14 protein-coding genes and 1 pseudogene are annotated in these 12,190 nt (G+C 35.3%); 11 read left to right on the top strand and 4 right to left on the bottom strand.

Annotated elements, in window-relative coordinates; all coding sequences use genetic code 11:
- Window positions 1-25 precede the first annotated feature (25 nt).
- Window positions 26-457, top strand: a complete 432-nt coding sequence (locus tag GI584_RS12815) for a BrxA/BrxB family bacilliredoxin (protein WP_100360291.1) — start codon at window positions 26-28, stop codon at window positions 455-457.
- Window positions 458-593: 136 nt separating this feature from the next.
- Here the strand turns inward: GI584_RS12815 and prli42 are convergent, their stop codons facing one another.
- Entirely contained in the window at window positions 594-698 is a 105-nt protein-coding gene (gene prli42, locus GI584_RS12810; protein ID WP_153791463.1) for a stressosome-associated protein Prli42, read from the bottom strand.
- A 92-nt stretch (window positions 699-790) separates the two neighbouring features.
- Here prli42 and GI584_RS12805 point away from each other — a divergent pair, with 92 nt between their 5' ends.
- Together GI584_RS12805 and GI584_RS12800 are read left to right on the top strand one after the other, a co-directional pair.
- A complete protein-coding gene (locus tag GI584_RS12805; RefSeq protein ID WP_100360292.1) occupies window positions 791-1,909 on the top strand; it encodes a M20/M25/M40 family metallo-hydrolase in 1,119 nt (372 codons plus the stop codon).
- A gap of 10 nt (window positions 1,910-1,919) precedes the next feature.
- Window positions 1,920-3,011 (top strand): annotated as a pseudogene (locus GI584_RS12800) (DNA polymerase IV); the annotation flags it as partial.
- A 189-nt stretch (window positions 3,012-3,200) separates the two neighbouring features.
- Here the strand turns inward: GI584_RS12800 and rnz are convergent.
- Both rnz and GI584_RS12790 read right to left on the bottom strand, forming a co-directional pair.
- Entirely contained in the window at window positions 3,201-4,118 is a 918-nt protein-coding gene (rnz, locus tag GI584_RS12795) for a ribonuclease Z (RefSeq protein WP_100360294.1), read from the bottom strand.
- A 3-nt stretch (window positions 4,119-4,121) separates the two neighbouring features.
- A complete protein-coding gene (locus GI584_RS12790; protein WP_153791461.1) occupies window positions 4,122-4,865 on the bottom strand; it encodes a glycerophosphodiester phosphodiesterase in 744 nt (247 codons plus the stop codon).
- A 177-nt stretch (window positions 4,866-5,042) separates the two neighbouring features.
- Between GI584_RS12790 and GI584_RS12785 the strand changes: the two genes are divergently transcribed.
- Both GI584_RS12785 and GI584_RS12780 read left to right on the top strand, forming a co-directional pair.
- Window positions 5,043-5,831 (top strand): SDR family NAD(P)-dependent oxidoreductase, encoded by a 789-nt coding sequence (locus GI584_RS12785; protein ID WP_153791460.1) that lies wholly within the window; start codon window positions 5,043-5,045, stop codon window positions 5,829-5,831.
- Window positions 5,832-5,843: 12 nt separating this feature from the next.
- Window positions 5,844-6,164, top strand: a complete 321-nt coding sequence (locus GI584_RS12780; protein ID WP_153791459.1) for an iron-sulfur cluster biosynthesis family protein — start codon at window positions 5,844-5,846, stop codon at window positions 6,162-6,164.
- 782 nt (window positions 6,165-6,946) lie between these two features.
- On the opposite strand, the gene GI584_RS12775 is transcribed toward GI584_RS12780, so the two are convergent.
- Window positions 6,947-7,861 (bottom strand): aldo/keto reductase, encoded by a 915-nt coding sequence (locus tag GI584_RS12775; protein ID WP_100360298.1) that lies wholly within the window; start codon window positions 7,859-7,861, stop codon window positions 6,947-6,949.
- A gap of 101 nt (window positions 7,862-7,962) precedes the next feature.
- Between GI584_RS12775 and GI584_RS12770 the strand changes: the two genes are divergently transcribed.
- From GI584_RS12770 to xerD, 6 genes are all read left to right on the top strand, one after another.
- The gene (locus GI584_RS12770) at window positions 7,963-8,508 is read left to right on the top strand and encodes an NUDIX hydrolase (RefSeq protein WP_100360299.1); all 546 of its coding nucleotides are present in this window, start codon (window positions 7,963-7,965) and stop codon (window positions 8,506-8,508) included.
- A 1-nt stretch (window position 8,509) separates the two neighbouring features.
- Entirely contained in the window at window positions 8,510-9,670 is a 1,161-nt protein-coding gene (locus GI584_RS12765; RefSeq protein WP_153791458.1) for an endonuclease Q family protein, read from the top strand.
- Between the two features lie 105 nt (window positions 9,671-9,775).
- Window positions 9,776-10,420 (top strand): stage II sporulation protein M, encoded by a 645-nt coding sequence (gene spoIIM / locus GI584_RS12760; protein ID WP_100360301.1) that lies wholly within the window; start codon window positions 9,776-9,778, stop codon window positions 10,418-10,420.
- Between the two features lie 107 nt (window positions 10,421-10,527).
- Window positions 10,528-11,007 carry a ferric iron uptake transcriptional regulator gene (gene fur / locus GI584_RS12755; RefSeq protein ID WP_100360302.1) on the top strand — a complete coding sequence of 160 codons (480 nt, stop codon included), beginning with the start codon at window positions 10,528-10,530 and terminating at the stop codon, window positions 11,005-11,007.
- A gap of 63 nt (window positions 11,008-11,070) precedes the next feature.
- Entirely contained in the window at window positions 11,071-11,289 is a 219-nt protein-coding gene (locus GI584_RS12750; protein ID WP_100360303.1) for a DUF4227 family protein, read from the top strand.
- 12 nt (window positions 11,290-11,301) lie between these two features.
- Window positions 11,302-12,189 carry a site-specific tyrosine recombinase XerD gene (xerD, locus tag GI584_RS12745; protein WP_194842207.1) on the top strand — a complete coding sequence of 296 codons (888 nt, stop codon included), beginning with the start codon at window positions 11,302-11,304 and terminating at the stop codon, window positions 12,187-12,189.
- The last annotated feature ends 1 nt before the right edge of the window (window position 12,190 follow it).

Raw genomic sequence — 12,190 nt, 5'->3', positions numbered from 1 at the left:
ATTAATATAGAGAGGATCGAATCATATGGACTTTAATTTATTTATGGGAGATATAGTGGAATCAGCTAGAAATGAAATTACGCAAGCAGGTTTTGAAGAACTAAGAAAGCCTGAGGATGTGAAAGAATCATTATCTAAAAGTGGTACCACGTTAGTTATGGTAAACTCTACATGTGGCTGTGCAGGTGGTGTTGCAAGACCAGCAGCAGCTAGTGCAATTCATTATGATAAAAGACCTGACCAACTTGTCACAGTTTTTGCAGGACAGGACCGAGAAGCAACTGAATTAGCACGTCAATATTTTGAAGGATATGAGCCATCCTCTCCATCATTTGCTTTACTAAAAGATGGGCAAATCTTGAAAATGGTGGAAAGACACGAAATAGAAGGGCACAGCCCGGTAGAAGTAGTTAATAAACTTCAAGACCTATTTGATCAATACTGTGAAGAAGTGTAAAAATTGAGTTTTCATAAGGAAGTCTGAGAAGGTATAAACCCGTTTCAATCATTCATGAAACGGGTTTAAACTTGTTAATAATTAATTTTTAATCAGATCAATTTAAAAATAAAACAATTAGTATTTACCAATCAAGTTAGTTTGCAAACATTGCTAACCCTGCCGTAAATGTAGATAATATCATAGCAACGATCATAATATATATAACAACTTTAATTCGTTTTTCGCGCTTAGATGCCATTTTAAATCCTCCTTTATGAGCAATACTAAAATATATTTTACAACTAATTAAAAGTTAGGACAAGTAAATATCAAGAAAAAGGGGTATAAACATTGATTAATCAACAACGAGTTATAAACCAATTTATTGATTTAGTGAAAATTGATTCAGAAACAACGAAAGAAAGAAAAATAGCTAATTATTTAATCGACATCTTGCAACAATTGCAATTAGATGTAAAAGAAGATCAAACAAATCAGATAACAGGTCATGAAGCAGGAAATATCATTGCCTATTTGAAAGGGACAGATAAAAATATTCCCGCTATCTATTTTACCGCACATATGGATACGGTTGTACCAGGTGCAGGTATTCAACCAGATATACGTGATGGTGTAATTTATTCTGATGGAACAACTATCTTAGGTGCTGATGATAAGGCTGGGATATCAGCTATATTAGAGCTTATTCAGATTCTAAAGGAAGATCCGATACCACGTGGAGATATTTATTTTGTAATCATGAGTGGGGAAGAATCTGGTCTTGTTGGTTCACAACAATTTAAAGTATCCCAATTACCGGTATCGTATGGTTATGCACTTGATAGCGACGGAGAAGTTGGAACAATCATAACAGCAGCTCCTGCTCAAGCAAAACTATATGCCACCATTAAAGGAAAAGCTGCACATGCTGGAGTAAATCCCGAAAAAGGAATTTCTGCGATAAGTATGACTGCCAAAGCAATTACTAAAATGTCTTTAGGACGAATTGATGAAGAAACAACTGCAAACGTTGGTAGTTTTGAAGGTAAGGGACCGACAAATGTAGTCTGCGAACAAGTATTATTAGTAGCAGAAGCAAGGTCTTTATCAAAAGAAAAATTAGATCGACAAGTGGAATCAATGTGTGAGGCACTTGAACAAACTGCTTCGCAAATGGGGGGAGCAGTAGATATTGAGGTTAAACCCATGTATCCCAATTATAAGTTTTCTGAGAACGATCAAGTTGTACAAGTGGCAAAAAATGCTGTTAAAGCATTGAATAAAACGCCATCGTTAAAAGTTAGTGGTGGTGGTAGTGATGCAAATCATCTATCTGGAAAGGGTATACCAACAGTTAATTTAGCGGTTGGTTACGAAAATATTCATACTAAAAATGAACGAATTAATATTTCCGCTTTAACCGAAGTACCAGCTTTATTATTTGAAATAGTTAAAGAATCAGCTAAATGAGTGTGATGATATGAAATCATGGTATCCAAAAAATGGGCGTGTTATATTGCATGTTGACATGAATAGTTTTTATGCATCGGTAGAAATTGCAGATAACCCGCAGTTAATAGGGAAGCCACTTGCTATAGCTGGTAATCCTGATGAACGTAAAGGAATTGTTGTTACAAGTAGTTACGAAGCACGCAATAAAGGTGTGAAAACTACGATGTCACTTTGGGAAGCAAAAAAGCATTGTCCTGAATTGCTTGTAAAAAGGCCAAATTTTGACCGTTATCGAGAGGTTTCCAATCAAATTTTTCGTATATTGGAAGATTATACACCGTATGTAGAGCCTGTCTCGATTGATGAAGCGTTTCTTGATATTACAGATAGCTATGACCTGGGTAATCCACTCGATATTGCCAATGCTATTCAACAACATGTTTCAAATGATTTACACTTGCCTTGTAGTATAGGGATTGCACCTAATAAATTTCTAGCAAAAATGGCTTCAGATATGAAAAAACCAAACGGTATTACGATTTTAAGAAAAAGAGATGTCTCCGTAAAGCTATGGCCATTACCAATAGAAGAAATGTATGGAATTGGGAACAAAACAGCTGAAAAATTAAAAAAATATCAGATTGAAACGATTGAAGATTTGGTGGAAACAGATACAGTATTATTGAAAGGGCTATTAGGAGTAAATGGCGAGAGATTAAAAACTAGGGCGTTGGGTGAAGATCCGCGTCCGGTAGATCCAGAAAGAGCGAGCAGTTTTAAAAGTATTGGAAGTTCACAGACATTTCCGGCTGACGTATCAGATTATGATCAACTTCTAGCACAATTACGAAATCTCTCGGAAAGTGTTGAAAAACGATTGCATCGAAAAGCAGCAGTAGGTGAAACCGTCCAACTAACCATTCGATACAGTGATAGAAAGACGATCACGAGAAGGATGAAGTTAAACCAGTATATTCAAAAGGCCTCTAATATATTATTTTACAGCGAACAATTATTAGAAGAGCATTGGAATTCTGAGCCGGTACGTCTATTAGGGATTACTGTTCAAAATGCGGTGAAAAAGAACGATATTACCTATCAGCTAGATCTGTTTCATTATTTTGATGAGTCAAATTAGGATCCTCCTGAGACCCTCAGAATTTATTTAATAAAGGTGCTAATCCGTAATACCCTCACTTTAAGGTTCAAGTAAATCGAAGAAGCTGAGTGGGGGGGGCAGGTGAGCCTAACACCTTGATAAGTTTCGCTAACCCTCAGTGGGGAGCAAAAACCCCCACTGAGGGTAGTATCACTTTATGGAAGTTGAATAAAAATCGTGTGCGATAGCTGTTTCTTCAAAATATTGCATTGCCTCTAATAATAATTGATCTACTTCATTCAGTTGGAACCTCGAAGAAATATGTGTAAGAATTAATTTCTTTACATTTGCTTTTTGTGCGAGTTTTGCAGCTTGTGTTGTTGTAGAGTGAAAGTAATCATATGCTAGTTGTTCCTGGTCCTTGTTAAAAGTAGCTTCATGAATCAATAGGTCCACATTTTGAATAAAAGTTACATATTCTTCTTTAGTCCGAGTATCACCTAGGACGGCAATACTTTTTCCCTTCTTTGGTTCTCCGATATAGTCTTTGGATCGAACTGTTTTACCATTGGGTAGCTCTACTGTTTCTTCCGTTTTGAATTGGCTATAGATTGGACCAGGTTTAATACCTACTTCTTTTAGTTTTTCTACCAATAGAGGGCCTGGACTGTCTTTTTCATCAATGCGGAAACCAAAGCTGTCAATTGCATGATCTAGATGTTTGACAGAGACGGAAAACTGATCATCCTCAAAAATGATGCCTTCTTTCAGTTCCTCTATAATAATTGGATAGGATAGTTTTGATTGACTAACAGTTAGTGCAGTTTCGATAAACTGTTTAATTCCTATAGGACCATAAATGGTTACAGGCTCTTCTCCGCCTTGAAAAGACCGGCTGCTTAATAAGCCAGGTAACCCAAAAATATGATCTCCATGTAAATGGGTGATGAATATTTTTTCTATCTTTCTTGGCTTGATAGATGTATGTAAGATTTGGTGTTGAGTCGCCTCGCCACAATCAAACATCCAAAGAGCATTACGCTCTTGTAGCAAATCTAGTACGATGGATGTAACATTACGACCTTTACTAGGTAATCCTGCTCCTGTTCCTAAAAAGTGTACGTGCATCGATTAATTCCTTTCTGCAAACCTTCTTTTTTTGATGTCGATCGCTAATTTAGGTATATCAGTAAAAAGTGCATGACAACCTAAATGGATCGCTTTATTAATAGCAATAGATGAATTTACTGTATATACTGCGACATATAATTTGTTATCATTGGCTAGCGCAACTAACCTGTTCGATAGAAGGCGATAACTGATATGGATACCTTTTGCTTTTATTTTTTTACTGTATGGGATCAATGCTTTATTTCGTCTGCCTGTTAGTAATGCATAGTCGATGTTGATTTTTTTATCATTAATTCTTGTAATACTATCGTGATTAAAACTTGAGATAACGGTTTGTTCTGCCATATTGTATTCACCTAATTTCTGACAGACAATATCTTCTAATCCTTGATAGGAAATAATATTATTTTTAAGTTCTATATTCAATTTTATTTGTTTATCCTGGTTCCATGCAAGTAAGTCATCTAAGGTTGGTATTTTTGTATCTTTATAATGGTAAGATTTCCAACTTCCTGCATCTAGTTGTTTCAGTTCGTCATAGGTAATATCTTTCACAAAACCATTCCCATTTGTTGTCCTGTTTAGTTGTTCATCATGAATTAGAATTGGGATATTGTCTTTTGTTAATTGTACATCTGTTTCAATACCATCTGCTCCGTGTTTATAAGCAAGTTCAAAAGCTGGCATTGTATTTTCGGGTGCAAGCTTGCTTGCGCCGCGATGTGCATAAATAATGGTAGACATCGTTTCACCTCTAAGTAAAAGTTTAACTTCTCCATGATTGTCTTTAATTTATCAGGAAAAGTCAATTATCTAACTAATAAATTCGATATTTCTAACAAAAACTTTACATTCCATCCAAATCTGAATCTGTTCTACCCATGTTATGGAATATGATATGATAGAAGTGGAGTTGATAGAATGAATAATTTAAAAGATAAGCATGTACTGATAACTGGCGCTTCAAGCGGTATTGGTGAAGCATTGGCGTTTGCCTTAGCAGAACAAAAAACAATTCCTATTTTAGTTGCCAGGACAGAAAGTAATTTAATCCAGATTTCAAGGAACATAGAAAAAATGCATGCAATCAAACCGATCATTTATCCGGTAGATATTACTGATCGAGACGAGTGGAAGAAGGGAATAGATCATATTCTCAGGGAATGTGGAAAAATAGATGTGCTTATTAACAACGCTGGTGTTGGCTATTTCGAGACGTTTGATCTAATAGATTGGGAAAGCATAGAAAAAATGATACGACTCAATCTCGATGCATTGTTTTTTACGACTTACTATATACTACCTGCACTTATGAATCAACCTGCTGCACATATTATTAATATCGGTTCTCAAGCCGGCAAAATTGCTACACCTAAATCTGCTGTATATAGCGCTACAAAAGCTAGTGTTATCAGTTTTTCTAATGCTTTGCGAATGGAACTGGAAGGGAAGGTATCAGTTACGTCGGTAAATATTGGTCCGGTTGAAACTGCTTTTTTCGATACCGCTGATCCAAAAGGTGATTATCGAAAGAGTGTTGCAAAGTATATGCTTGATGCAAATGATGTAGCCAAACACATAACTAAATCACTTTTCACCAATAAAAGGGAGATAAATATACCGTTTTGGATGCATATAGGTAGTAAGATGTATCAAACATTTCCTCGAATCATGGAAATAATACTGAAGCCGGCCTTTAAGAAAAAATAATGGAGGGATACTATGCAATTGAAGATTACAGAAAATGCGCTAGATAAAATAGAGTCATTAACAAATAAGGAAGTAACTATCTTAGCTTTAACATATGATACAGAAGGCTGTGGGTGTGGTGTTAATGGTATGCCTACTTTTTCACTAATTAATAGGCGAGAAGCGAATCACATAGAGGTGGAATGTGATCAATATGATGTAGTTGTTCATAACCAAGAGGCGACATTTTTCAGTAAAGAAATGAAATTAGATTATAATGGTGCTACTTTTAGATTAACAAGTCCGAATGAAATGTTAAATCCGTTTATTCATATTAATTCAGTTATAGTATGATAATAAAAAGAGGTTGGGACAAAAGAGTAATTAAACAGGAAAAATCCGAACATTAATGCCTGAGCAAATTTACTGCTTCGGCAAAATACTTCGCTTTCCGTGGGCACGGCTTCAGCTCGTGCTGTTCCCACAGTAGTCTGCGTATTTTGCCTACGCTAAGTTCAGATTGTTCGGATTCTCGTTCTTTCTATTTAGTTATGTCCCAGCCTCTCTTACAAGGATCAAAAACTTTAAAACCACCGAATTTATTCAAATACCAACGCACAATACGTAAACAGCGAAATAATTGTCATGTGGATTTACTTTCTTCCATTTTGATTTATGGTGAGTGCTGTGATACGCTTCAGCAGAATACTGCGCTTTCCGTGTGCTCGGCTTCAGCTAACTTTGCAAAGAAAACCATTTTGCAAAGTGGATCTTCAGCTCTCACTGTCCCACAGGAGTCTCCGCATTCTGCCAACGCTAATTTAGTGTTCTGATTATTGATTGATCAGAACTTATAGAACTAAATTCATTGGCTTTCTGTCGATTTTTTCAGAAATCCATTCTAAGCTGCGGAAAAATGCGACACTCCTGGGGACCAGCGCGAGCTGAAGTTCCCTAGAGACGAGCGTTCTTTGCTCGCGAGGAAGCTGAGGCCATGCCCCCGGAAAGGGAATATTTTTCCGCAGCGACGAGTTAGCATTCAACTTCAGAAGAATGGAAGAAATCCACACTAAACAGAATTTCCATTAGTTCGCAGTTTTTATATAATGCGAATATGGATTGAACTGGTTTTCCTATTATCGGTGTTGTTGATAGGTGTTTGCTTTGGTTATTTCTTTTACTTTTGCAAATTGTTCAGATTCAAAATGTTGATTTAATGCGTTGACATTTTCTTTTAATTGTGTAATAGAGCTCGCACCAGTTACGACAGAAGCAACAGCTTGCTCTTGTAATACGTATTGTAATGCTAAGCCATTCAATGTCTGGTTATCCTGCAACACAGCTTGTAACTGCTCAACCGTATTTTTTAAGGTACTTGCATCATAATCTAAATACCCTTTCTTACCTTTATCTGAAACGATTTCCGGACCTTTGGCACTTAACATGCCTTTAGCTAGTGATCCTCTTGTCACTACACTGATTTGCTGAGCAGCCAACAGTGTCATCACTTCTTCTTCCGGACGACGATCAAGCATGCTATATTGCATCATCACACTGTTGATATTAGATTTTGCAGCATATTCCCGAATCACATTTGGTCTAATCGAAGAAATACCATAATAGCGTACAACACCTTCCTTGACTAATTCTTCAAATGCTTCAATTATTTCATCAATAGGATCTTCAATTGTACCGCCATGCAATTGATATAGATCAATATAATCGGTTTGTAATCTTCTTAAGCTTTCTTTTACCTGTTCTTTAATATAAGCTTTTCTTGGATCCCAAAACCAACTACCGTCATCTTTTAAATGATTCCCCACTTTTGTTGCTAAAATGATTTGATCACGTTTATTTTTAATCGCTCGACCGACTATTTCTTCATTTTGACCTTGATCATATAAATCCGCCGTATCTAAATAATTAATACCAAGATCCAATGCTTCATCGATAATTTCACTTGCTTTTGTCGCATCTGTCCCGAGAGACATACAACCAAGTGAAATGGGGGACACTGCTAAATTAGAATTTCCAAGTTTTATTCTTTCCACATTATTCATCCTTTCTACATCAACTATCTAAATTCATTGTACAAATCGTGAGGAAGAAATACAATGAAAGGGACTGTTAGAAAGAGAAAGGATGAAAATTCATGACTAATTTTGAAGAGAAAACTGTTCATACTAAGCCAATTTTTGAAGGGAAGGTGATTAATATGCAAGTAGATGACGTCACTTTACCCAATGGTAAAACTTCCAAAAGAGAAATTGTTAAACATCCAGGAGCGGTTGCGATAATTCCGGTAACGAAGGATAATAAAATCATTTTTGTCAAACAATATCGTAAACCTTTAGAAAAAACATTAGTAGAAATTCCAGCGGGGAAACTGGAACAAGGAGAGGCACCAGAAGTCACAGCATTAAGAGAATTAGAGGAAGAAACAGGTTATACAACAAGTCAACTAACCTATGTGACTTCATTTTACACCTCCCCAGGTTTCGCGGATGAAATAATGTATTTATATAAAACCAGCTCTCTGGAAAAAGTAGAGCAACCGAAAGCAATGGACGAAGATGAATTTGTCGAATTAATGGAATTATCGTTAGAAGAGGCAGAAAAATTAGTTGCGGAGCAGGAGATACATGATGCAAAAACAGCTTATGCGATTCTTTATTTAAAACACAAGGGTTTGAAGTAAAATGCTAAAAGAATTTTTTACAGATTTACATATTCATATTGGACGTAATTTGATTGGGAAGCCAGTGAAGATTACTGCTTCCAAAAATTTAACGCTGATGAATATTATGCAAGAGGCAAGTGAAAGGAAAGGGTTAGATATCGTAGGCATTATAGACTGTCATGCTCCCGCTGTCTTAAATGAGATAGAATTAGCTGTCAGTCAAGGTATTGCATTGGAACTAGCGGATGGTGGCATTCAATTTGGAAATACTACACTCATTTTAGGCAGTGAAATAGAAGTATATGACGAAAATTGCAAAGGACCGATACATGTGTTATGTTTCTTTCCGTTTCTTAAAAATATGAAGGAATTTTCTTTTTGGCTGTCTTCACATATGAAAAACATTGAACTTAGTTCTCAGCGTTATTACGGAAATGCTGTTACATTACAAACGATAACACATGAATTGGACGGCTTGTTTATCCCTGCCCATGTTTTTACACCATTTAAGAGTCTTTTCGGTAAAGGGGTATCCCGTTCTTTAACAGAAGTATTAGATCCAGAACGAGTGGACGCAATTGAACTTGGATTAAGTTCTGATACAAAGATGGCTGATCAAATTAAAGAATTACATCGGTATCCTTTTTTAACGAATTCAGATGCTCATTCTTTGCCGAAAATAGCAAGAGAATATCAGCAATTACTTCTAGCTGAACCAAGCTTTAAAGAATTAAAATTGGCATTAAAGAACGATGAACAACGCAAAGTAAAACAAAATTTTGGGATGAATCCTAAATTAGGAAAATATTATGCAACAGTATGTGCCAGTTGCCTAGCACCATTTAAGGGAGATAAATGTTTAATGTGTGGTTCTGTCAAATACGTTAAAGGTGTATCAGATCGAATACAAGAATTGGCTTCTGATCAAGTTTCAGGCAGAGAGCGGCCAGATTATATATATCAGGTTCCACTTGAATATCTGCCTAAACTGGGGCCAAAAACGATGGAGAAATTATTAAGCCATTTTGGTAATGAAATGAATATTATCCATTATGTACCTAAAGCTGCCTTGACTGAAATTGTCGGTGATAAACTTGCTACTATGATTATGGAATTACGAGAGGGAAAATTGATGGTTGATGAAGGTGGCGGTGGCCGCTATGGGAGAGTGAAGACTTAACCATATTAATATTATGTGAAATTAAAATACACTCTAGTTGTGTTCTATTTCTATCAATCCATTCATAGATTGAAAACGAGAACATAATTAGGGGATGTGAATGAAATGAAACTACCAAAAAACAAAAAACCTATTTCTAATCATTTTGCAAAATACCACACCATCTATATATTTACGATTATCCTTTTTATTACGGGGATTATATTTGGAGCGATTATTGTCAATAGTATGACTTTTATTCAGAAACAGGATTTATTTTTTTATTTAGAGCGATTTTTTCTTGGTTTTCTACAAGATGGAGATATATCTAAACAATCATTATTTAAAAATGCAGCATTTTATCATATTCAATTTTTATCTTTGCTTTTTTTCCTTGGGTTGGCGGTCATAGGATTACCAATCATTTGGGTATTGTTATTTGTTAAAGGTGTAGCAATCGGATTTACCGTAGGATTTTTTGTCAATCAGTTAGGTTTCAAAGGATTGTTGTTCTCCTTTTCTGCTATTGCACCACAAAACCTGATTATCATTCCAATCTATATTATCGCTAGCAGCTTTGCGATGATATTCTCATTAACCTTGTTACAAAGTATGTTTTCCAAACGCTATAAACAACCAATTTTACAAATTTTCTATCGATATACAGCCGTATTTATTGGCTTAATGATAGTTGTCGGCTTCGCGGCATTATTGGAATCAATTGTCTCTTTTGAAACAATGAGATTAATATCAGACAGATTTATTAATTAATAATTATTATTAAAAAATAAAGGATTTTTCAAGCTTTTTATAATTATTTTAATTGACACCTTACATGGGACTATTTATAATTAACTTATGTAAGGAGGTCCTTCATTATGGAACACCGTTTAGACCGTATTAAGAAGGAGCTACACGCTCAAAGTTACAAATTAACTCCGCAGCGTGAAGCAACTGTTCGTGTATTATTAGAAAGAGAAGAAGACCATCTTAGTGCGGAAGATGTATATTTATTAGTAAAAGATAAAGCACCGGAAATTGGTTTAGCAACTGTATATAGAACACTAGAATTATTAACTGAACTAGAAGTTGTCGATAAAATTAACTTTGGTGATGGAGTTTCCCGCTACGATCTTCGGAAAGAAGGAGCAAAGCATTTCCATCATCATTTAGTTTGCACTGAATGTGGATCTGTTGAAGAAATAATGGATGACTTATTAGAAGAAGTAGAACAAATTGTTCAAACTGACTGGGGATTTATTGTCAAAGACCATCGATTAACGTTTCATGGAATATGCCAAAAATGCCAAGACCGAATTTGTCGAAATTGTGAAGCAAAAAAATTATCCGCTAAATAGGTATATTTTTATATAATATCGGTATAAATTCTAATAGAGTCTATTCTATTAGGAGAATGCCATATGTCATCCGTTATGAAAATTTTTTTTGAAATGATGAAGTTTTTTATTATTTTCGTTTTGTGTACCATTTTATTTTATTATGTAATCAAAGCATTACATCAAGAATATGAAAAATTAGATCGCTATGAGTACCCTCAAGGAAATGCAGTAAAAGTATTTCAACAGGAAGATCCTGATGTTTGGGAGCGGTTAAGTATCTTTTTTCGATTGGGAGAATAAATGATGGATGAAATGCAATATCCAGTAGAAGAGTTTTTTCACTTTTTGAAAATTGAAAGAGGATTATCTGATAATACTTTGCAAGCATATAAACGTGACTTGTTAAAGTATTATCATTTCCTTAGGGAAGAAAGAGAACTATCTGAATGGAAACAGGCTGGTCGTCATGATATTATGCAATTTTTGTATCGTTTGAATGATCAAGGTAAATCATCCGCAACTGTCGCAAGAATGCTGTCCACTTTAAGATTATTTCATCAATTTTTAATTAGAGAATATCAGCTTAAAGAGGACCCGAGTTTACATATTGAAACACCAAAAGCAAACCGTAAATTACCAAAAGTATTATCAACAAAAGATATTGATAAATTATTAAATATCCCGGTTACTGACAAATATTCAATCCGTAATAAAGCAATGTTAGAAACGCTATACGCAACAGGATTGCGTGTTTCGGAATTGATTACTTTAAAAATGAATGATTTGCATCTAACAATGGGATTTGTTCGCTGTTTTGGAAAAGGATCAAAAGAACGGATTGTACCATTAGGAGATATCGCTAAGGATGCTTTAGAATTGTATATTCAATCCGCTAGAAATGATTTTGTTAAGAAAAAACAAACGGACACAGTTTTTGTTAATCACCATGGTAATCCATTGTCACGTCAGGGATTTTGGAAAATAATCAAAGAGATTGCCAAAATTGCAGGAATTGAAAAGGAGTTATCTCCGCATACTTTACGGCATTCCTTTGCGACACACCTGCTTGAAAATGGCGCAGATTTAAGGGCGGTACAAGAAATGCTTGGTCATGCGGATATTTCTACTACTCAAATTTACACTCATGTTTCCAAGTCCAGGTTAAAAGATATTTATAAAACACATCATCCAAGAGCTTAAA

It is taken from the genome of Gracilibacillus salitolerans, assembly GCF_009650095.1.
GTDB lineage: Bacteria > Bacillota > Bacilli > Bacillales > Amphibacillaceae > Gracilibacillus > Gracilibacillus salitolerans.
Note: the sequence above shows the minus strand (reverse complement) of the source record. Positions and strands in the feature narration are given on the sequence as shown.